This is a genomic window from Winogradskyella bathintestinalis, from assembly GCF_030407435.1.
Lineage (GTDB): Bacteria > Bacteroidota > Bacteroidia > Flavobacteriales > Flavobacteriaceae > Winogradskyella > Winogradskyella bathintestinalis.
This window is the reverse complement of sequence record NZ_JASDDK010000006.1, coordinates 69,880-92,574: the sequence shown is the minus strand read 5'-3', so window position 1 is coordinate 92,574 and position 22,695 is coordinate 69,880. Positions and strand designations below refer to the sequence as shown.

The following is a 22,695-nucleotide window of genomic DNA, read 5'->3' as shown; positions in this document are numbered from 1 at the left end:
ATTTTGTGTTTTAATACATAACGATAACCGTTTCTTACGGATAAATTAACAATGGAACATCGATTTAATCAGATATTTGTACTTTAATTTTAAGTCTAATAAATATGAAATTAATAAAAAAGCATAAATCAGATTTTAGGTTTTTTGTGCAGATTATCTTGTTGACGGTAGTATCATTAATTATCTCGCACTTTATGTAAGGAATTAGATAGAACGTCTTGTAATTTTAAATTTAATCATGTTCATTCAGTGTATTCTTTTTTAATAAAACAGCAATTCTTATTTTTGAGGGTTGATACTTACATCGAAGAAAAATAAGTTCAATATTATAACGTAAGAATTGACTTAATTTATTAAAACAAAAAAGTCCTATGGACAAGATATTGCAAATTCCTTTAAGATTTAAAGAGCAAGTAGAAGATTTGGCTAAAGAATTATTTTATTTTGTTTTGGATTCTCCAATAAATCAAGAGAAGAAATTAAATGGAATAAAGGCCTCCTTTTTTAAAATCTCTGAAGGCTTAGAGTGTGGACTTTGTAACACGCGCTGGGAAAAATTTAAAAACGAGGTTCAAGCGTTACAACCAGAATTGTTTCTAGATGCCAATGCAGCTTATAATACCGATCCGGCGGCCAAGAGTGTCAAAGAAGTTTATTTGGCATATCCTGGGTTTTATGCAATTACGATGTATCGTATCAGCCATATTTTGTGGCAACTCGAAATTCCTATTTTACCAAGAATGATTAGTGAATACGCACATAGTAAATCTGGGACGGATATCCATCCCGGAGCCGTAATAGGAAAATCGTTTTTTATAGATCATGCAACGGGTGTCGTTGTTGGTGAGACGGCTGTTATTGGAGATAATGTTACACTATACCAAGGGGTAACTTTGGGAGGAATTAAAGTTGCGAAACAATTAGAGCATGTAAAAAGACATCCTACAATTTTAGATAATGTTACCATATATGCCAACGCCACTATACTTGGTGGTGATGTTGTAATTGGTGAGAATAGTACAATAGGTGCAAATGTTTGGATAACACAATCCATACCTAAAAATTCTATAGTCACTCATAAGTCAGATATAAAAATCTCAAGTAAATAACTAATAATGAGCATTTTAAAACAAATAGGGAATACACCTCTGGTAGAAAGTGTAAGTTTAGTTTCAAAGCCAAACGTAAGATTGTTTTTCAAATTAGAGGGAAACAATCCAGGTGGAAGCGTTAAAGACCGACCAGCTTACAATATGATATCTGAAGCTCTAAAGCGGGGTGATTTAAAGAAAGGAGACCGTTTGGTTGAAGCTACCAGTGGTAATACTGGTATAGCATTGGCTTACGTTTCCCAATTATTTGGTTTGAAAATCGCATTGGTAATGCCTGAAAATTCTACTGAAGAACGGATAAAAACTATGCGTGCTTATGGTGCAGAATTAATTTTAACGCCAGCCGATCGTGGTATTGAAGGATCTAGAGATGTGGCTTTCAATATGCGCGATACTGAGGGATATTTTTTATTAAATCAGTTTGAAAATGATGATAACTGGCGCGCACATAACAAAACTACAGCTCCCGAAATCTGGAAAGATACAGAACATAAAATTACACATTTTGTTTCTGCTATGGGTACCACAGGAACTATAATGGGAACATCTACATTTCTCAAAGAACAGAACAAGAATATTCAAATAATTGGAGCGCAGCCCGAAGACGGGTCGCGAATTCCTGGTATAAGAAAATGGTCGCCAGAATATGTTCCAAGTATTTTTAATAGAGACAAAGTAGATAAAATTATAGAAATTAATGAAACAGAAGCAAAAGCAATGACACAACGCTTAGCAAAAGAAGAAGGTATTTTTGCAGGAATGAGTAGTGGTGGATCTGTTGCTGCAGCTTTAAAGTTAATTGATAACTTAGATCATGGTGTGGTCGTTGCCATTATTTGTGATCGCGGTGATCGTTATTTATCATCCAGTTTGTTTGACGTTTCTTAATTTTGAAGCTGAGGTAGCTCATAAATAACTCATAAAAAAGGGTAATTTCAAAGGACTGCGTACTAAATAAACATAATCCTTATAAAATTGAGAATCATTGTAATGCTATAACATCTCTAAGTATCAGCGAATTGTTTTTGCATTTTGACGTTTAGCGCTTACTGTATATTTCTATGATGTTATGGTTTACAAATGTCCATTAATAACTAAACTTATTATTATATTTTTGCCGGCAATAATATATACATGAAGTACTGGCTTACGAGTTTAATTGTCGCAGTTGGATTTTTCTCTTTTTCACAAGAAAAAAAACCGACCAACACCTATTTTGACCTTAATTATTTTGGTGGAAATATAGCGCTTCATAATAATGATATTCTTCATCTTATAACTGGTCACCCCGACGGGTTTATTTTTAGTTATAATAAGAAAACTTTTGGAAATAACCCATGGGAACAACGTTACAATTATCCAGATTACGGGGCGTCTTTTATATATCAAGATTTAAAAAACGATAAATTGGGTCATAACTTTGGGGTATATGCACATTATAATTTTTACTTTTTTAAACGTAATGTAATGTTGAGATTGGCACAGGGTTTAGCCTATACGACCAATCCTTATGATAAGATAGAAAACCCAAAAAATGTTGCTTTTGGTTCCGATATTTTAAGTTCAACGTACCTCATGCTCAACTATAAAAAAGAACGTTTATTTAAACGTTTTGGGGTGCAAGCGGGTTTATCTTTAATCCACTACTCAAATGCCAATGTTACTGCACCAAATACCAGTGTTAATACCATTGCGTTTAATATGGGCTTGTCCTATAATCTCGATGCTGAAGACCAAGTGTATAAAGACAATAATGACACTCAAAAATACACTGAAAACATTAAGTTCAATTTGGTCTTTAGATCTGGTATTAACCAAAGCGATGTTATTGGGAGTGGTCAATTTCCTTTTTATATTTTTTCAGGATATGCAGATAAAAGATTAAGTGACATAAGTTCTATTCAGTTGGGTACAGATGTATTTTTCTCTAATTTTCTTAAGGAACTTATATATTACCAATCGGTTTCTTTTCCTGAGCTCGATGTAAGTGGTGATGAAGATTATAAACGAGTCGGTGTTTTTGCCGGTCACGAGCTATTTATTAATAAAATGTCTGTCATTACACAATTCGGATACTATATTTATTATCCTTATGATTTTGAAGGACGGACATATCTTAGAATAGGTCTTAAACGCTATTTCGGAAAAAAATTATTTGGGACAATAACGCTAAAGTCGCATGGTGCTAAGGCAGAGGCGGTAGAATTTGGAGTAGGTATTAGATTATGAAAAAAGTGTTGTACATATTTTGTCTCATCATTTTCGCTTGTAATAGCGAAGATGTATACGATTGTTTTCAAACATCAGGTGAGATTATTTACCAAGAGATTTCAGTAACGAGTTTCGAGAAAATTTTTGTCAATAGGGATATAGAATTGATTATTAAGGATGCGCCAGATTATAAAGTCACTATAGAGACAGGTGAAAATTTAATAAATGATGTTGAAGTCGAAGTCATAGACAATGAGTTGGTGTTAACTGATAATAATTCTTGTAATTATGTTAGGGAATATGGCATCACTAAAATCTATGTTGAAGCGCCAAATATAAATGTTATAAGAACTTCTTCTCAATACAGCGTGTCATCCGATGGTATTTTGTATTATCCAGCTTTAAATTTGTATTCTGAAGATTTTAATGCTGAAAACGAGTTTACCGTGGGTGATTTTAGACTTCATATAGCATCCGAGAATTTAGAAGTAGTCTCAAATAATTTATCTTTCTTTTACATCGATGGTAATGTGGAAAACCTGTTCGTCGGATTTTATTCAGGGGCAGGTCGTTTTGAAGGTGAAAACTTAAGAGCAGAGCATGTTCAGGTTTACCATCGCGGAAGTAATGACATGGTCGTAAATCCGCAACAATCCCTTACGGGCGAACTCAGAGGTACCGGAAATTTAATTTCCGTAAATCAACCAGCTGTTGTGGATGTTGAACGTATATATAGTGGGGAATTACTATTTGAGTAATAGCCTAAAGTAAGTTTTACCTTCTCAAAGATTAGGTGGAGCTCGTCATTTCTCTAAACAAGCTCTCTAAACTTGTGTTTTTCTGATGCAATTGTAAAATTTTCAACCCATTATCATGCGCAAAATCAAAAACGTGCGAACGCATATCCTCCGAGGTCGAAAATGTAATTTCATATATAAAATCGTGCGTATTTTTAACTGAAGTGACCTTTGGTAATTTCAAAAGAAAAGCGTCTTCAACTCTATAATCAAATTCAACAATCACAATCTGTTCTTGTCCGGCTCTTAAATCTTTTAAATATTTATCCGCTACAATTTTTCCTTTATTAATAATAATTACACGATCGCACATGGCTTCAACTTCTTGCATTATGTGTGTAGAAAGAAATACTGTTTTTTCTTTACCAATGTTTTTAATTAAATTTCTGATATCAACTAATTGATTGGGATCTAAACCTGTTGTAGGTTCATCTAAAATCAATACCTCAGGATTATGCAATAGGGCATTTGCCAAACCAACACGTTGTCTGTAGCCTTTAGAAAGTTGACTGATTTTTTTGTGAGCTTCTGGAGACAACCCTGTTAATTTAATAACTTCATCAATACGAGATTTGGACGTGCCGTAAACATTGGCATTAAAATTCAAATACTCTTTAACGTATAAATCGGTGTACAGTGGGTTGTGTTCAGGTAAATATCCAACACTACTTTGAACCTTCTTTTTGTCGGAATTCACATCAAAACCATTAACCTTTGCAGTACCTTCTGAAGCTTCTATATATGTTGTTAGGATTTTCATCATAGTCGATTTACCAGCTCCATTAGGTCCTAAAAAACCAACAATTTCAGCATTCTTTACCTTAAAAGATATATCATCGAGTGCTTTCTGGTCTTTATATAGTTTTGTGATGTGTTGAACTTCAATAGACATATAGATAAAAATTTATTCAAAAATAGTTAATTCCGAATATTGAACTGTTTTTTTTGTTAATTCTTTAAAACTTCAGAATAAACTATAAAAAAACAATTCAACAATTTTGATTTGTAAAAATAATAATTACATTAGCCTAATATTTACAAACATGAATATTTCTAAAACATATTATAACTGGTTTTATTTCTTTTTTAGCTAAAGGAACGAGACAGTGTATGTTTTATTATAAATAAAATTTTAAAGTCTCGATTTAATCGAGACTTTTTTTATTCCCATTTTTTAAAGTGGTAAGAACGTTGAATTCTTAACAGGATTTAAAAAAAAATATTGAATTTGAAAAAACCAATAGCAATACAAGGCATTAAAGGCTCATTTCACCACGAAGTGGCTCAACGCTACTTCAAAACACAGACGGATGTTGTAGAATGCATGACGTTTGATAGTACTGTAGATAGTTTGTTAAATGGTGATACCGACTTTATTGTAATGGCTTTAGAAAATTCTATAGCAGGTTCTATTATTCCTAATTATGCGCTTATTGATAGGCATAATTTATTAATAGTTGGAGAACATTATTTAGATATTCAACATAATTTAATGGCGCTGGCCAATCAATCTATTACGGATATCAAAGAGGTACATTCTCATCCTATGGCTTTGTTACAATGCAAAGCGTTTTTCAAGAATTACCCACATATTAAATTGGTTGAAGCCAAAGATACTGCCGATGTTGCCAAGCAAATTTCTGATAAAAACATTAAAGGTATTGCTGCTATTGCTAGTGAAAATGCAGCAGAATTATATGATCTAGAGATATTGGCAGAAAGTATTCAAACGATAAAACATAACGAAACACGCTTTGTTATTGTACAACGCGAGAATGAACAACAAAATCTTAATACAAATAATAAAGCCTCACTAAAATTTGAATTGCAGCATAAGCGTGGAAGTTTAGCAGCCCTATTAAATGTGCTGAGCGATTGTAAGCTTAACTTAACCAAAATACAATCCTTACCCAAAATTGAAACACCATGGAAATATGCCTTTTTTGTAGATGTTACGTTTGAAAGTTATAAAGATTTTGAAAAAGCAAAATCAATTTTAAACTTAATGGCGGAAAATTTTAAGGTATTGGGAGAATATAAAAATGCGAGACAATGATTGAAGTTGCCAAACGATTACAAGAGGTTGAAGAATACTACTTTTCTAAAAAATTGAGAGAAGTGGCGCTATTAAAAGCTCAAGGTAAGCCGATAATTAATTTAGGAATTGGAAGTCCAGATTTAGAGCCACCCATTAAAGCTTCAATGAAACTTCAAGATTGCTTGTTAGACGAAAAAGCGCACCAATATCAAAGTTATCAAGGGTTGCCAGAATTTAGAGAGGAAATTTCAAATTTCTATAAAAGACATTATAATGTAGATCTAAGTTCTCAAACAGAAGTGCTACCGTTAATGGGAAGCAAAGAAGGGATTATGCATATTTCTATGGCTTTTTTAAATAAGGGTGATAAAGTCTTAGTACCAAATCCGGGATATCCAACATACGCCTCTGTAGCAAAATTGTTAGAAGCTAAACCGCTGTATTATGACCTAAAGGAAAGTCGTAATTGGCTACCAGATTTTAGGGCTTTAGAACGTATGAATTTAGAACGTGTAAAAATTATGTGGATTAATTATCCGCATATGCCAACAGGAAGAAATGCCGACAATAAGTTTTATGATAAAGTGATTGCTTTTGGAAAACGACACGATATATTAATTGTTAATGACAATCCGTACAGTTTTGTATTAAATAAAAAGCCAATTAGTATTTTAAGATATAAAAATGCCAAAGAAGTTTGCCTAGAGTTAAACTCTTTAAGTAAGACTTTTAATATGGCTGGTTGGCGTGTTGGGACGTTAGTGGGTAATTACGATTTTGTTAGTGCGGTTTTACGAGTAAAGAGCAATATGGATTCCGGAATGTTTTACGGTATACAAAAAGGAGCCATTGAAGCCTTAAAATGTTCAGACATTTGGTTTCAAAGTTTAAATAGTGTGTACCAAAAACGCCAAAAACTAATTTGGGAATTGGCAAAAAAACTAAAGTGTACCTATTACAGAAATGCCACCGGATTATTTGTTTGGGCAAAATTACCAACGCAATATAAATCAGAAGAATTTACCGATATGGTACTAAAAGAATACTCTATTTTTATAACACCCGGAACTGTATTTGGTAGTAATGGAGAAGGATATGTGCGATTTTCATTATGTGCAGATGTTGAAGTTATAAAAGAAGCTATAGCTCGAATTTAAAAAAATTATAAGCATAGTCTCGTGGAGTGAGTAAACGAATTATAATGCATAAATTAAGAAGCAAAAAATAAAGTGAATAACATATTTATTATAGGAGTTGGGTTAATTGGTGGAAGTTTCGCATTAGATATTAAGGAACTATATCCAGAATGCACCATTCATGGTATAGATAAAAACGACACGCACTTAGATGAGGCTATAAGTTTAAAACTTATCGATCAAAAATCTAATTTTGAGGATTTAAAGAAAGCGGATTTGGTTATTCTGGCAATTCCTGTGGATGCCACCTTAAGTGTTTTGCCTCGGGTTTTAGATCATATTTCAGATGAGACAATAGTGTTTGATGCCGGTTCAACCAAAGAAAACATTTGTGTTGCGGTGAAAAATCATCCAAAGCGTCGTAACTATCTGGCAGCACATCCAATTGCTGGTACGGAGTATTCTGGTCCTAAAGCCGCACTTCGTAATTTGTATAGAAATAAAACGAATATAATATGTGAAGTTGAAGAAACTGCATTTAAACTTCAGGAAAAAGCGCTAAAGTTGTTTTCGGATTTAGGTATGCGTATTCGCTATATGAATCCTAAAGCACACGATAAGCATATTGCTTATGTATCTCATTTATCTCATATCAGTGCTTTTATGTTGGGGAAAACGGTTATTAATAAAGAAAAAAATGAACGCGATATTTTTGATATGGCGGGCAGTGGATTCGAAAGTACAGTACGTTTAGCAAAAAGTTCACCGGCCATGTGGGCGCCTATTTTTCAACAGAATAAAACAAATGTTATTGAAACGTTAGATGAGTATATTTCTAATTTAAAACATTTTAAGACATTAATGGAAAAGGAGGATTTTGACGCAGTTTATAACGAAATGAAAGACACCAATCATATAAAAGATATATTAAACGGAATACAATAATAAGTATTCCGCAGGGTTACTAAAACCTTGTATATAAATTAAAAACAGATTAGAATATTTGCAAAATGGAAAACAAGAAAGAATTAAGAAATTGGTTAGACGCCTACAATTTAGATCATCCACTAGTTATTGCCGGACCTTGTAGCGCCGAAACAGAAGATCAAGTGTTAAAAATAGCACATCAGTTAAAGGATAGTGATGCCACAGTTTTTAGAGCAGGTATTTGGAAACCTAGAACGCGACCAGGAAATTTTGAAGGAGTAGGAGCACTTGGTTTAAAATGGTTACAAAAAGCAAAGCAAGAAACTGGTATGAAAATTACCACGGAGGTTGCCAATGCCAATCATGTGGAATTAGCCTTAAAACATGATGTTGATATTCTGTGGATTGGTGCCAGAACTACAGTGAGCCCATTTATAGTTCAAGAAATTGCCGATGCCTTAAAAGGGACGGACAAACCGGTGCTGATTAAAAACCCGGTGAATCCAGATTTATCTTTATGGTTAGGAGCTGTTGAACGTTTTTATACCAATGATATTAAAAATTTAGGGGTTATACATAGAGGATTTTCAACTTACGAAAAAACACGTTATAGAAATAATCCAGAATGGCAATTGGCGGTCGACTTGCAAAACCGTTTTCCGGATTTACCATTACTTCTAGATCCTTCTCACATTGCAGGTCGTCGTGATATTATTTTTGATCTTTGTCAGACTGCATTAGACTTAAACTACGATGGTCTAATGGTTGAAACACATCACGATCCTGAAAACGCATGGAGCGATGCCGCTCAACAAATAACACCTACGGAATTAATAAAATATACCGAAGATTTAAAAATCAGAAAAGAGGTAGGTGATGATGTAGCCTTTAAAAACAAGATTAATACATTGAGGACTCAGATAGACGTGGTTGACCATCAATTAATTGAGATGATGGGAAAACGTATGAATATTGCAGACGATATAGGTAAATTAAAGAAGGAACACAATGTAGCCGTTTTGCAGTCTAAGCGATGGAATGAGATTTTAGGTAAAATGATACTTCAAGGAGATGAGAAAAATTTAAGTGAAGAATTTATTCTTAGAGTGTTTAAAGCTATTCACCAAGAATCTATTAATCATCAAGAGAAAATTATCAATAATTAAGAATTTAACGGTTTAAAAAAAAAGGTTCGCAATTAGCGAACCTTTTTTAATATAATTATTGTACCCGTTTAAATGTATATCGCGTTACAAATATACCTTGGCCATCGCCTTTACCACTGTCGCTTTCTACCGCGCTATTTATAAACATAAGTTCCCAACCTTCTTGTGCCATGGCGGTAAGTTTAGAACTTACAACGGCATCATTAGCCACAATATTTTGAAAACGGATACCACCAATATTATAAAAGTTTAATAATTTAGTTTCCTCAAAATCTTTAACACGGATATCACCACGCTTAGATTTGTTTCTTCCATTATCCTCTTCAGTTTGTCCAGATGTAAAATCTTTGTAATTTCGATCGATATTAGATTGTATTAAACGTGATCGTCCTAGCCCACTAGAAACAATAGATTCTATGCTGGTAATAACCTTGTATTCCACTTGTGGTACGGAGTTTTCCTCTTGAACGAATGAGAAGGAAATAAAGCCTGTAATAATTAATCCAATCAGTAAAGTAGTTTTTTTCATAAATAAAGTTTTAAGTTTAAAGCACTAAATTATGTATTTTTTATATTTTAAAACCGTTTCTTTGTTATAATAGATAATCATGACAGGAACCGTATATAAATCCACAGGGAGTTGGTACACCGTAAAAACACTGAACGGGAAATTCTACGAATGCAGAATTAAAGGCCGTTTTCGATTAGATGGTATTAAAAGTACCAACCCAATTGCTGTTGGTGATAGTGTAGAGTTTCAACTAGAAACTAAAAACAATACCGAAACCGGAGTCATTAACCGCATTGAAGAGCGCAAAAACTATATTGTTCGTAAATCGGTAAACCTTTCTAAACAAACGCATATCATTGCCTCTAATATTGATGTAGTATTTTTATTAATAACCATTGATAATCCGCCGACATTTGCCACGTTTATTGATCGGTTTTTGGTAACTGCTGAAGCGTATTCTATCACATCAGTTTTATTGTTTAATAAAATTGATACTTATGATGAAAATACATTGTTAGAAGTGAAGTATTTGGCAAGTATATATCGAAATATTGGATATGAATGTCTGGAGATTTCTGCAGCTACTGGTAAGAATATTGATAAAGTAAAAACACTTATGGAAGGCAAAGTAAGTATGTTTGCTGGTCACTCTGGTGTAGGGAAATCTACTCTTGTGAATGCTATAGAGCCTTCATTAGACCTGAAAACAAAAGCAATTTCTACACAACATAGTCAAGGACAACACACTACTACTTTTGCTGAAATGTTTGACCTAAGTTTTGATGCGAAAATTATTGATACACCAGGAATTAAAGGATTTGGTGTCGTAGATATGGAACGCGAAGAAGTAGGCGATTATTTTCCTGAATTTTTTGCATTAAAGCAAGATTGCAAGTTTAACAACTGTATCCATTTAAATGAGCCAAAATGTGCGGTTAAAGATGCTTTAGAAGCTGATGAGGTGTCTTATTCAAGATATAAAAGTTATGTACAGATTTTAGAAGGTGAAGATGAGCATTACCGTACCGATAATTGGGAGGAAGTCTAAACTTTGGAGATTAATTAGCTGCTGAATGATTCTTTAATTAGTGGCACAGCAATCTTCAAGAAGATTGTAGATTATTTAATAAATAGGGTTAATGAAGTTACCATGAAAGTAGTCATACAAAGAGTTACCGAAGCTTCTGTTGTTATTAATGAGATAGAAGTAGCCTCTATACAAAAAGGACTGCTTGTTTTTCTCGGAATTGTAGATGAAGACCGTCAAGAAGACATCGATTGGCTTTGCAATAAAATAACTAATCTTCGCATTTTTTCTGATGAGAATGGTGTAATGAATAATTCATTAAAAACTTTTGATGGTGATGTTATTCTAGTGAGCCAATTTACGCTTCATGCCAGTACTAAAAAAGGTAACCGCCCAAGTTATATAAAAGCAGCCAAGCCTGACATTGCAATTCCATTGTATGATAGTTTTATTAAAACACTTCAAGACGCTTTGGATAAAACTATTCAGACAGGTAAGTTTGGAGCCGATATGAAGGTGCATTTAATAAATGATGGTCCAGTAACTATAATTATCGATTCCAAAAATAAAGCATAATAACTTTAGTTTTCTCATAGAGTCAAGGTTTCAGCATTACACCTGATTAATGATAAAGACTTGTAGACTACAATTTTAGTAGCGATCAATTCGCTGTAATAATGGAAGTAGGGGAGCATTGTTCTTAACATTCACTGTGAATTATTCAGCAAAAGTTCCACTGCTATCGACATTTTAAAATTCTCTTCTATTGTAAATTCGATGTTGTCGAGTCAATTAACATTTCACTTACTTTGATTCCTTATCTCATTTTATTAAAATTAGTTCTTTAATTGAAGTCAATAGATTCTAAACCAAATATTATATTTCACTAAACCGTTTATCGAAAATAGTCTAATTACTAGCATTATATGATCGCAAACGTTTGAATAAAAGAATTTACTTATTATATTGTAAAACCTAACCAAACTAACCGCGTCTATGCCTCAATTAAAATTTACGCTACTCCATATATTTATTTTAACTACCATTTTTAGTTTTTCGCAAACAGAAGCCGTATACAATTCTTTATTAGTTCCTGTAGAATTAAAAGCGAATACCAACGCTGTTGTAAGGCACGCGAGCAAACTAATAACCATTAATGATTATGACGACATGGTTATTAAAACCAAGCGAATTGTTACCGTTTATGGTAAGGGAGGACTTAGGCATGCCAAGTCTTACGCACACTACAATGAAGACATAAAAATTAAGCATATTGAAGTTAAAATTTTTGATGCCATTGGCGAAGAAATTAAAAAGATCAGAAAATCCGATTTTACAGATGAAAGTGCCGTTAGTGGTGGTACATTATATTCCGATGATAGAGTAATGTATTATGATTATATCCCATTAAAATATCCGTTTACTATTGAATTTGAATCTGAAGTGCATCATAAAAACACGTCGTATTTACCACATTGGATGCCCATAGATGGTTATTATATCTCAGTACAATTTTCAGAATTGAAGATAGAAAACAATTTGGGTGAGCAACTACATTTTAAAGAGCAGCATTTTGAAAATTCCAATATTAAAAAGATATCAGAAAATTATTATAAAGCCGAAAATTTACCACCAATTGAATACGAAGCTTATAGTCCAAAGTTTTTCTTAATAGCGCCAAGACTGAGTATGGCTTTAGATAAATTTAAGATTAATGGCGTGGAAGGGAGAAATGGGGATTGGAAAAGTCAAGGACTTTGGATGCACGAAAATATGTTAAAGGACAAATTAGAATTATCCGAAAAGACAAAAACTTTAGCGCAAAATCTTGTAAAAGGTGTTGATAATCCTATTGAAAAGGCAAAAATAATTTATAATTATGTGCAAAAAAATACACGGTATATAAGCGTACAAGAAGGTATTGGAGGTATGCAACCTATTGATGCATTAACTGTAGATGAGGTGAAATATGGAGATTGTAAAGGATTGTCAAACTATACTAAAGCATTGTTAGAAAATGTAGGTGTAGAATCTTATTACACCAGATTATTTGGTTCTAGAGAGCTTAGAGATGTAGACAAAGATTTTGTGTCTTTTCAAGGACAGACCAATCATGTCATTCTTGCGATACCCAATGAAGAGGATTATATATTTCTAGAATGTACAAGTCAAACCAATCCTTTTGGGTTTACGGCTGGTTTCACTGACGATAGAGATGTGTTATTAATTAAACCAGATGGTGGCGAAATAGTGCATACAACGGTTTATAAAGCCGATGATAGTGTTCAAAAAACTACGGCGAATATCGCTATGGATGCTTCAGGAGGTTTTACCGCTGAGGTTACCATTGTTTCTACTGGTTATCAATATAATAGTCATGAAGGTATTGAGAGCCAAACCGAAAGAGATCAACAATTACATTATAAAGAATATTGGGATTACATTAATAACTTAAGTGTAAATAACATCGCTATTTCTAATAATAAAGAGGATATAATTTACAGTGAAAATGTAACGTTAACGGCAGAAAATTTTGCATCAAAAAGTGGAACTCGACTTATTTTTCAGCCAAATATGTTTAATAAAGTCACTTATATTCCGCCGAGATATTCAGATCGAAAATTAGAGTTTAAAATCGACCGTTCATTCAAAGATACAGACGAATTTGTTATTCAACTGCCCGAAGGTCTTAAGGTGGAAGCAATGACAGAATCTAAGAATATTGAAACGAAGTTTGGGAGTTATAGTTTTAAAATTGAAGCCTTAGATGGTAATAAATTGAAATACTCTAGAACCTATATTCTCAATAAAGGAATTTATGAAAAAGAGGATTATAAAGCTTTCAGAAACTTTAGAAAGCAAATTGTAAAACACGATAAAAGTAAAATCGTTTTAACGACAGCTTAATTCTTATACGTCAAATTATAACCAAACCAAACTTAATATCAATAAATTATGAAGCAAGTGTTACTTATTTTCACCATTGTGTTTTTTACTAATTTTTGTAAGTCGCAAAATTTTAAATTTGGAAAAATATCTAAAGAAGAATTACAAGAAAAATATCATGCTAAAGATTCTGCTGCTTCCGCTGCCATCTTGTATAGAAACGAAAAAATTAGTTTCTTTTATACAGAAAGTCAGGGTTTTATTCAAGAACGAGAAATTCATGAGCGTGTTAAGATATACAATAAAGACGGTTTTGATTGGGCAACTAAAAAAGTGTACTTATATAAAGGTAGGGGCCAAAAAGAAAATCTCACAGGTTTAAAAGCTTATACTTATAATCTTAGTAATGGTAAGATTGAAAAAGATAAACTTAAAAGTGATGGGAAATTTCAAGAGGATTATACTGAATATACTGATATTAGTTCCTTTACATTGCCAAACGTTAAAGAAGGTACTATTATAGAATATAAATACAAAGTGAGTTCTACCAGATATAGTATTGACGATATCATTTTTCAGTTTAGTATTCCAATTAACAAATTAGAAGTTAAAATTGCAACACCAGAATATTTTGTATACAATAAACAGTTTAATTTTCAAGCAGTTTATTTACCAAAAGTAGTTGAAAACTCGGAAAATACAACCGTTCCATTTGCTTATAAAATTAATGTTTTAACTGTAAACGAAGTGGATATTCCAGCATTGAGAACCGAGGCCTATTCTGGAAACATCAATAATTATAGAAGCAAAATGGCGATGGAACTTACGGCGTATTTAAATAATTTAAAAATCATAGAAAAATCATTCTCATCGTCTTGGGAGGAAGTTTCAAAAACTATTAATAACAGTGAGAATTTTGGAAAACAATTACGAGCGTTTAATATTTATAAAGAAGATTTAGAAACTGCTTTAGTTGGGGTTGATAATGATTTTGAAAAAGCGTTTATAATTGAAAATTTGGTAAAAACTAGGGTAAAATGGAATGGAAAGCATGGGAAATTTGCTCAAAAAGGAGTGCGTTCTGCTTACAAAGAAGGCGAAGGCAACGTTGCCGACATCAATTTAATGGTGGTATCTATGCTGCGATCTCAAGGAGTGAATGCAAATCCGGTGGTATTAAGTACTAGAAACAATGGCATTCCGTTATTTCCTTCAATCGATGGATTTAACTACGTTATTTGCAGTGTGCAAAATGGTGATGAAACTTTATTAATTGACGCTACCGAAACGTACAGTACTAATAATGTATTACCTAAACGTGTATTAAATTGGCAAGGAAGATTAATTAAAGACCAAAATATCTCTCGATGGATAAATCTGCAACCAAATACAGTGTCTTCAGAGTCTTCAATGCTTAACATTTCTATTAACGAAGATTTCTCCGTTACGGGGAAAGTGGCATCACACCTAACCGATTATATGGCTTATTTCTATAGGGACGAATTTGCTAATATGACGGAAGAAGACCGTGTTAAAACCTTGGAAAAAGATAAAGGCGATATAGAAATAAGTGAATTAAATGTAGAAAGTATAAAAGATGCAACACAACCTATAAAAGTTAATTATGTTTATGAATTAACCGACGGAATTGATGAAGTTGGAGATAAAATTTATTTTTCACCACTTTTATTTCTAGCTATAAAAGAAAACCCTTTCAAATTAGAAGAAAGGCAGTATCCTATAGATTTTGTTATTCTACAGTCCGATAAATACTATATAAATATTAAACTACCAGAAGCTTATGTGGTTGAATCTTTACCAGAATCTGAAGCTGTAGAGTTTGCGGATGCTAACGCAAAGTTTACATATCTTGTACGTCAGAATGGCAAATATTTGCAAATAAATACACAAATAGATATTTTAAATCCTTTAATATTACCATCAGATTATATTAATTTTAAAGCATTTTACAGTAAAATTGTAGAAAAACATACAGAACAAATAGTTTTAACCAAAGCCTAAATATGAATATAAAAAACGCACAAAAAGAAGTTGATAATTGGATTAATGCCCATGGTGTCCGTTATTTTAATGAACTGACCAATATGGCACAATTAACAGAAGAGGTTGGTGAGGTAGCACGTATTATAGCTAGACGTTATGGAGAACAAAGTGAAAAAGAAAGTGACAAGAATAAAGATTTAGGCGAAGAACTCTCAGATGTAATGTTTGTGGTATTGTGTTTAGCTAATCAAACAGGTATCGACTTACAAGAAGCTTTTGATAAAAAAATGGATAAAAAAACCAAACGAGATCATAACAGGCATCACAATAACGAGAAATTAAAGTAGTTTTGTAATTCAACACCTAATTTTTCAGTACAACCAATGGATATTCACATCGCCAAATCTAAAATAGCATCACGCAAATTTACAATTCCTATTACCGGTTCAAAAAGTGAATCTAATCGCTTATTGTTGTTGAAAGCCTTATATCCTCAAATTAATATTGAAAACATCTCTAATTCAGACGATTCTGTATTGATGCAGAGAGCCATAGCATCAACTGATGCGGTTATAGATATCCATCATGCAGGTACAGCTATGCGTTTTTTAACGGCGTATTTTGCAATTCAAGAGCGTAGGGAAGTAACTATAACTGGGTCTTCACGTATGAAAGAACGGCCAATTAAAATTTTGGTCGATGCACTAAAACATTTGGGTGCAGATATCAACTATCTAGAAAATGATGGCTTTCCACCATTAAAAATAGTTGGAAAAAAACTCACTAAAAAAGAAGTGAGTTTAGCGGCAAATGTGAGCAGTCAGTACATTTCGGCATTAATTCTAATAGCTTCGAAATTAGAAAACGGTTTAGAAATTACCTTAAATGGCAAAATTACATCCGTCCCTTATATTAAAATGACATTGAGTTTGTTAGATTCTTTAGGTGTAGAAACAATTTTTATTGACAATGTAATCACTATAAAACCACAAGTCGCGAACCTAAAACCGCAAACCCTAACAGTGGAGTCAGACTGGTCTTCTGCCTCTTATTTTTATAGTCTTGTTGCATTAAGTGAAGTTGGCACGGAGATCACAATAACGGCTTACAAAAAAGAAAGCTTACAAGGTGATTCGGTTTTGGCCACTATTTATAAAAACTTCGGTGTGGAAACCCATTTTAATAATCATCAAATTACCCTTAAAAAACGGACTGCTGTAAGTCAGCAATCAAAAATCGAGTTAGACTTAAAAAACGCTCCAGATATTGCACAAACTATAGCTGTAACCGCATTTGGTTTAGGTTTAGAATGTTATATGGTTGGTTTACATACCTTAAAGATTAAAGAAACAGATCGCTTATTGGCACTTAAAACCGAATTAGAAAAATTAGGCGGTGAAGTAATTATCACTGATGCCACGCTGCATTTAAAATCGTCTAAAAAAATTAATAGAGATATTGCTATAGCCACTTATAACGATCACAGAATGGCAATGGCATTTGCACCATTGGGTTTAAAAACTTCTATAATAATAGAAAATGCTGATGTAGTAAGTAAATCTTATCCTCAATTTTGGGACGATTTAGAAACTATTGGAATTAATTTTTCAATAAATTAAAGCAAAGGCTTATTTGACAGTATTTATTATAGTAATGATTTATAAGATTAATTACTAACAACGATTTGAGCTGAACTCGTTTCAGTACGCGATTTGAGCCTTTTTAATAAAATAAACACCTATTTACTTGACAACGCCTATTTTGAGATTGTATATTTGCAACTTCTAAAAATACACTATACGTGTATCATACGCTTGCTCTAATTTTTATCTCGTTTAAGATGAATTAATAACATAGGGCATGTGACCATAATAACAATAAATATAAACACATGAAATTATCACATTTTAGTTTTGACCTTCCCGACGAATTACTTGCCGAGCATCCTGCAGAACACAGGGATGAATCGCGATTAATGGTGCTAAATAGAGCAAAACAAACTATTGAACACAAGCAATTCAAAGATATTATCGATTATTTTGATGAAGGTGATGTGATGATTATGAATGATACCAAAGTTTTCCCTGCGCGTTTATATGGTAATAAAGAAAAAACGGGAGCGCGTATCGAAGTATTTTTGTTACGAGAATTAAACCAAGATCAACGACTTTGGGATGTTTTGGTAGATCCGGCACGAAAAATCAGAATAGGTAATAAATTATATTTTGGTGACGATGAAACGCTTGTAGCGGAAGTAATAGATAACACTACCTCGCGCGGAAGAACATTACGTTTTCTATACGATGGTTCTTACTCGGATTTCAGAACAAAATTAACGCAACTCGGTGAGACTCCGTTACCAAAGTATATTAATAGAGAAGTTGAGCCAGAAGATGAAGAGCGTTATCAAACTATATATGCAAAAAACGAAGGAGCTGTAGCGGCACCAACCGCTGGGTTACACTTTTCTAAACATTTACTAAAACGACTAGAAATTAAAGGGGTTAAAACAGCAGAAGTAACATTACATGTTGGTTTAGGTACTTTTAATCCGGTTGAGGTAGAAGATTTATCTAAGCACAAAATGGATAGTGAGGAAATCATTATTACTAAAGGAGCAGCCGATGTGGTGAATAACGCCATAGAAAATAAAAAACGTGTTTGTGCTGTAGGAACGACCTCAATGCGTACTATAGAAAGTTCTGTATCTTCAAATGGCAGATTAAACGAATATGACGGTTGGACGAATAAATTTATATTTCCTCCTTATGATTTTAGTATTGCTAATTGTATGATTACCAATTTTCATACTCCAAAATCAACTTTGTTAATGATGACATCGGCATTTGCTGGGCATGATTTTATGAAAAAAGCCTACGAAGAAGCTGTAAAAGAAAAGTACAAGTTTTATTCTTATGGTGATGCGATGCTTATCATCTAATTAAGACCTTTAGATATAATTAAAAGCCTCCTTGTTGAGGCTTTTTTTTGTTTTAAGAAAAAACCAAATTCATTTAAGTACTTTTGCATAAGATGGAAACAAAAAAGAAAGATATTCGAGCGCTAACCAAAGACCAACTGAGAGAATTCTTTGTAAAACAAGGAGATAAAGCTTTTAGAGGAAATCAGGTTTATGAATGGTTATGGCAAAAATCAGCATATAGTTTTGAGGATATGACCAACATCTCTTTAGAAACACGGCAAATGCTTGAAGATAATTTTGTCATTAATCATATAAAAGTAGATCAGATGCAACGCAGCGCTGATGGTACTATTAAAAATGCTGTGAGACTTCATGATAATTTAATTGTAGAGTCCGTGCTCATTCCAACCGCAACGAGAACTACAGCATGTGTATCGTCGCAAGTAGGATGCAGTCTCGATTGTAGGTTTTGTGCAACATCACGATTAAAACGCATGCGTAATCTCAATCCCGATGAAATTTACGATCAAGTGGTGGCCATAGATAACGAAAGTAGATTATACCACAACAGACCTTTAAGTAATATTGTGTTTATGGGAATGGGAGAACCCTTAATGAATTATAATAATGTACTTAAGGCTATTGATAAAATCACCTCACCTGAAGGTTTAGGTATGTCGCCAAAACGAATTGTGGTGTCCACATCAGGTGTTCCAAAAATGATTAAAAAAATGGCTGACGACAACGTAAAGTTTAAGTTAGCCGTATCATTACATTCTGCCATAGATGACATCCGTACCTCAATTATGCCGTTTAATGCAACATTTCCTTTAACGGATTTAAGAGAAGCCTTACAATATTGGTACGCAGCAACAAAAAACAGAATTACGTATGAGTATGTAATTTGGGACGGCATTAACGACCAACGAAAAGATGCCGAAGCCTTAGTGGAGTTTTGCAAATTTGCACCAAGTAAAGTGAACCTAATAGAATATAATCCTATCGATGATGGTGAGTTTCAACAAGCTAATTCAAAAGTTATAGATATGTATGTCTCTATTCTCGAAGCCAATAATATTACAGTCACCGTAAGACGAAGTAGAGGCAAGGATATTGATGCTGCCTGTGGGCAGTTGGCTAATAAAAGTTAGAATATATTTTAGATTTAGACATAAAAAAAAGCGGCAATTGCCGCTTTTTCCATACTAAATAAAGTAATTAGTTCTTAACAAATTTAATAGTCTTAATTTGACCATTCATATTTACTTTCGCTAAATATACTCCAGTACTAAGCTTCGAAACATCAATATTTTCCGTACTATTTGATAGTTTACTACTTAATATTTTCTTACCTGTAATCGAATATAGTTCTACGTTAGTAAAAGTTGATGTTGCAGATTCTAAGTTTAGAACTTCACTGTCCTTATTATAGAAATGACTAAATGTAGCTTGTTCAAATCCGTCTACGCTTAAAGTTGTATTTAAACTAGAATTAAAAAGGAGAAGAAATCCACCACCCTGAGGTCCAAATGAACGATATGCAATATAGTAATCACCTGTTGTTGAAGGTGTGAAAGTATTTGATTCTTGATAAGCCAATGCTTCTAATGTGGCAAATTCACCTTGAGTTGTGAAATTCTCATTAGAGAATAATGTTGCAACTACGTTGGCTGTAGACGATGGGCCATCCATTATGAAGGCTTCTAAGCTTGCAATTTCGTTTCCTTGTAAAACATTGTAAGCAGATGAAAATTCGTACTCTGTACCACCAGTTAATTCTAAGGCAGGGCTAAAAAACCAATCATCTTTATTTGTAAAATCTGCCGTACCACTTGCATTAGTTGCGAAAGTTTCTACTGTACCATCTGCATCTAAATCTAAATCTTGTTGTGTAATCCAAGAAAGTGTGTTGCCATCAACGTCTTCTGTTGTATAACAAGTTGTAAAAGCACCGTCATTATCAAAAGTTTCATCATACGGTATTCCATAAGATGCACAATCAGTATTAGATGTGAAGGTTACAGGACCGATCCAATCAGAAGTACCGTCTGCAGTACCACAATTGGTTCTGATATAAAATGCGTATGTAGTACTAGCAGTTAAACCAGAAAAATTATATGTTGTTTCTGTTAATCCATTTACCATTGTACCAGATCCTAGTAAGAAATTTTCAGCTCCCCATTCAATATCCCATGTTGGAGTTCCAGTGTTAGAATCAGACCAGCTAATTTCAAAAGAAGAAGTGGTAGCAGCTTCAGCTATAAATTCAGTAGGTGGAACACAAGAGGGTACTTCTGTAAAATCTACATTATCAAGACCCCAAGCATCTCCATCATTATTTTCCATAACAAATGCTACATAAACAGAACTTCCTATGTAAGCAGATAAATCTACCTCCCAAGCTAGAAATGCTCCCCCATTTGTGTCAAGTTCATCAATTGTTAATACCGTAGTAAAAGGTGCAATATTTGTTTGACTTGCATCAGTAGAAACTCTAACAGTAACTTCTGAGCCATAATCTGGTTCGTTAAAATCTGTCATGTCAAAAGTTAGCAGGTTTGTTGTTGCTGTAATAGCAACTTGAGGCGTTACTAACCAATCTTGTGCAAGTTGTCCTTCACCAAGAATTTCGGACCATCTTACAACCATGTAATCTTCTTCATCGTTAACTGCCCATTGGTTTACGGGATCTAATCCGTTTGCTCCTGTGAATTCAGCCCATCCTGCAGGGATTGCGGCTCCACCATCAAAGCTTTCAGGAAATTGAGCATAACTCATAAAGCTTATGCATAAGGTTAAAATAAATAAAGTAATTTTTTTCATGTGTTTTTAGTTTTAAAAATTAATTGCCTAAAGTTACAAATATTTTTGAGTAAAAATGTTAAAACTGCATTATTCATCTTTTCGCAAAAAACAATCATCATTATTTGTAGTTTTGCAAAATAAGTCATCTCTTATCTGCTAAATGAAAATAACAGAACAAATAAAACAACCTATAGCCTACGAAATGGAACTCTTTGAGCAAAAGTTTCAACTCTCTATGGCTAGTAAAGTCGCATTGCTAAATCGAATTACCCATTACATTGTTAATCGAAAAGGCAAACAGATGCGACCAATGTTTGTGTTCTTGGTGGCCAAAATGATGAATAATGGTGAAGTAAGTGAACGCACCTACAGAGGTGCTTCGGTTATTGAGTTGATTCATACAGCGACATTGGTACATGATGATGTGGTGGATGATAGTAACCGAAGACGAGGATTCTTTTCAATTAATGCCCTTTGGAAAAATAAAATAGCGGTTCTTATTGGAGACTTTTTATTATCCAAGGGACTTTTATTATCTATTGACAATAATGATTTCGATTTACTAAAAATTATCTCTGTTGCGGTTCGTGAAATGAGCGAAGGAGAATTGCTTCAAATAGAAAAAGCCAGACAATTAGATATCACAGAAGCGGTCTATTATGAAATTATCCGACAAAAAACAGCTACTTTAATTGCTGCTTGTTGTAGTTTAGGAGCAGCATCTGTAAAACCAAATTCGTCAGAAGTAGAAACCATGCGCAAGTTTGGTGAGTTAATAGGCATGGCATTTCAGATTAAAGATGATTTGTTCGATTACGGTCAAGAAGCCATTGGGAAACCAACAGGTATAGATATTAAGGAGCAAAAAATGACTTTACCTTTAATATATGTCTTAAATAACTGTACGAAAAAAGAAAAATCCTGGCTGATTAATTCGGTGAAGAATCATAATAAAGATAAAAAACGTGTAAAAGAAGTCATTGCTTTTGTGAAAGCGCGTGGTGGTCTGGATTATGCGGTTTCAAAAATGAAAGCATTTCAAGAAGAGGCCTTAACTTTATTGGCTACATATCCAGAATCACCTTATAGAGCATCTCTAAAGCTCATGGTCGATTATGTTATTGATCGAAAAAAATAATTTTAATAAACTGA

General features: G+C 33.3%; 20 protein-coding genes. 17 read left to right on the top strand and 3 right to left on the bottom strand.

Going from position 1 to position 22,695, the window contains the following annotated elements; translation table 11 throughout:
- Window positions 1-371: 371 nt before the first annotated feature.
- The 4 genes from epsC (at window position 372) to QMA06_RS14220 (ending at window position 4,081) form a co-directional block, all read left to right on the top strand.
- Window positions 372-1,109: a serine O-acetyltransferase EpsC gene (gene epsC / locus QMA06_RS14235; protein WP_290207559.1), complete on the top strand. Its 738-nt coding sequence runs from the start codon at window positions 372-374 to the stop codon at window positions 1,107-1,109.
- A gap of 6 nt (window positions 1,110-1,115) precedes the next feature.
- Entirely contained in the window at window positions 1,116-2,000 is an 885-nt protein-coding gene (gene cysM, locus QMA06_RS14230; RefSeq protein ID WP_290207558.1) for a cysteine synthase CysM, read from the top strand.
- Window positions 2,001-2,246: 246 nt separating this feature from the next.
- Window positions 2,247-3,341, top strand: a complete 1,095-nt coding sequence (locus QMA06_RS14225; RefSeq protein WP_290207557.1) for an acyloxyacyl hydrolase — start codon at window positions 2,247-2,249, stop codon at window positions 3,339-3,341.
- The gene (locus QMA06_RS14220; protein WP_290207556.1) at window positions 3,338-4,081 is read left to right on the top strand and encodes a head GIN domain-containing protein; all 744 of its coding nucleotides are present in this window, start codon (window positions 3,338-3,340) and stop codon (window positions 4,079-4,081) included. The genes QMA06_RS14225 and QMA06_RS14220 overlap by 4 nt, the downstream gene beginning before the upstream one ends.
- 31 nt (window positions 4,082-4,112) lie before the next feature.
- On the opposite strand, the gene gldA is transcribed toward QMA06_RS14220, so the two are convergent.
- Window positions 4,113-5,012 (bottom strand): gliding motility-associated ABC transporter ATP-binding subunit GldA, encoded by a 900-nt coding sequence (gene gldA / locus QMA06_RS14215; protein WP_290207555.1) that lies wholly within the window; start codon window positions 5,010-5,012, stop codon window positions 4,113-4,115.
- Window positions 5,013-5,348: 336 nt separating this feature from the next.
- On the opposite strand from gldA, the gene QMA06_RS14210 reads away from it, so the two are divergent.
- From QMA06_RS14210 to QMA06_RS14195, 4 genes are all read left to right on the top strand, one after another.
- Window positions 5,349-6,176, top strand: coding sequence for a prephenate dehydratase (locus QMA06_RS14210; protein WP_290207554.1), 828 nt, complete (start codon window positions 5,349-5,351; stop codon window positions 6,174-6,176).
- Window positions 6,173-7,315, top strand: a complete 1,143-nt coding sequence (locus QMA06_RS14205) for an aminotransferase class I/II-fold pyridoxal phosphate-dependent enzyme (protein ID WP_290207552.1) — start codon at window positions 6,173-6,175, stop codon at window positions 7,313-7,315. The genes QMA06_RS14210 and QMA06_RS14205 overlap by 4 nt, the downstream gene beginning before the upstream one ends.
- A 72-nt stretch (window positions 7,316-7,387) precedes the next feature.
- Window positions 7,388-8,239, top strand: coding sequence for a prephenate dehydrogenase (locus QMA06_RS14200; RefSeq protein ID WP_290207551.1), 852 nt, complete (start codon window positions 7,388-7,390; stop codon window positions 8,237-8,239).
- Window positions 8,240-8,304: 65 nt separating this feature from the next.
- Window positions 8,305-9,387 carry a bifunctional 3-deoxy-7-phosphoheptulonate synthase/chorismate mutase type II gene (locus QMA06_RS14195; RefSeq protein WP_290207550.1) on the top strand — a complete coding sequence of 361 codons (1,083 nt, stop codon included), beginning with the start codon at window positions 8,305-8,307 and terminating at the stop codon, window positions 9,385-9,387.
- A 55-nt stretch (window positions 9,388-9,442) separates the two neighbouring features.
- On the opposite strand, the gene QMA06_RS14190 is transcribed toward QMA06_RS14195, so the two are convergent.
- Complete coding sequence (locus tag QMA06_RS14190) at window positions 9,443-9,916, bottom strand: hypothetical protein (protein WP_290207549.1); 474 nt, start codon at window positions 9,914-9,916, stop codon at window positions 9,443-9,445.
- 79 nt (window positions 9,917-9,995) lie between these two features.
- Between QMA06_RS14190 and rsgA the strand changes: the two genes are divergently transcribed.
- The 8 genes from rsgA (at window position 9,996) to rlmN (ending at window position 19,889) form a co-directional block, all read left to right on the top strand.
- On the top strand, window positions 9,996-10,946 hold the full coding sequence (gene rsgA, locus QMA06_RS14185) for a ribosome small subunit-dependent GTPase A (protein WP_290207548.1): 951 nt from the start codon (window positions 9,996-9,998) through the stop codon (window positions 10,944-10,946).
- A 102-nt stretch (window positions 10,947-11,048) separates the two neighbouring features.
- Window positions 11,049-11,501, top strand: coding sequence for a D-aminoacyl-tRNA deacylase (gene dtd, locus QMA06_RS14180; RefSeq protein ID WP_290207547.1), 453 nt, complete (start codon window positions 11,049-11,051; stop codon window positions 11,499-11,501).
- Between the two features lie 420 nt (window positions 11,502-11,921).
- Window positions 11,922-13,832, top strand: coding sequence for a DUF3857 domain-containing protein (locus QMA06_RS14175; protein WP_290207546.1), 1,911 nt, complete (start codon window positions 11,922-11,924; stop codon window positions 13,830-13,832).
- Between the two features lie 48 nt (window positions 13,833-13,880).
- Window positions 13,881-15,833 carry a transglutaminase domain-containing protein gene (locus QMA06_RS14170; protein ID WP_290207545.1) on the top strand — a complete coding sequence of 651 codons (1,953 nt, stop codon included), beginning with the start codon at window positions 13,881-13,883 and terminating at the stop codon, window positions 15,831-15,833.
- 2 nt (window positions 15,834-15,835) lie between these two features.
- On the top strand, window positions 15,836-16,162 hold the full coding sequence (locus tag QMA06_RS14165; RefSeq protein ID WP_290207543.1) for a nucleotide pyrophosphohydrolase: 327 nt from the start codon (window positions 15,836-15,838) through the stop codon (window positions 16,160-16,162).
- Window positions 16,163-16,198: 36 nt separating this feature from the next.
- Window positions 16,199-17,434 (top strand): 3-phosphoshikimate 1-carboxyvinyltransferase, encoded by a 1,236-nt coding sequence (locus QMA06_RS14160; RefSeq protein ID WP_290207542.1) that lies wholly within the window; start codon window positions 16,199-16,201, stop codon window positions 17,432-17,434.
- Between the two features lie 272 nt (window positions 17,435-17,706).
- Window positions 17,707-18,756, top strand: a complete 1,050-nt coding sequence (gene queA / locus QMA06_RS14155; RefSeq protein ID WP_290207541.1) for a tRNA preQ1(34) S-adenosylmethionine ribosyltransferase-isomerase QueA — start codon at window positions 17,707-17,709, stop codon at window positions 18,754-18,756.
- A gap of 92 nt (window positions 18,757-18,848) precedes the next feature.
- A complete protein-coding gene (gene rlmN / locus QMA06_RS14150) occupies window positions 18,849-19,889 on the top strand; it encodes a 23S rRNA (adenine(2503)-C(2))-methyltransferase RlmN (protein WP_290207540.1) in 1,041 nt (346 codons plus the stop codon).
- A 67-nt stretch (window positions 19,890-19,956) separates the two neighbouring features.
- Here the strand turns inward: rlmN and QMA06_RS14145 are convergent, their stop codons facing one another.
- Window positions 19,957-21,561: a T9SS-dependent choice-of-anchor J family protein gene (locus tag QMA06_RS14145; RefSeq protein WP_290207539.1), complete on the bottom strand. Its 1,605-nt coding sequence runs from the start codon at window positions 21,559-21,561 to the stop codon at window positions 19,957-19,959.
- 142 nt (window positions 21,562-21,703) lie between these two features.
- On the opposite strand from QMA06_RS14145, the gene QMA06_RS14140 reads away from it, so the two are divergent.
- Window positions 21,704-22,681, top strand: a complete 978-nt coding sequence (locus tag QMA06_RS14140; RefSeq protein ID WP_290207538.1) for a polyprenyl synthetase family protein — start codon at window positions 21,704-21,706, stop codon at window positions 22,679-22,681.
- The last annotated feature ends 14 nt before the right edge of the window (window positions 22,682-22,695 follow it).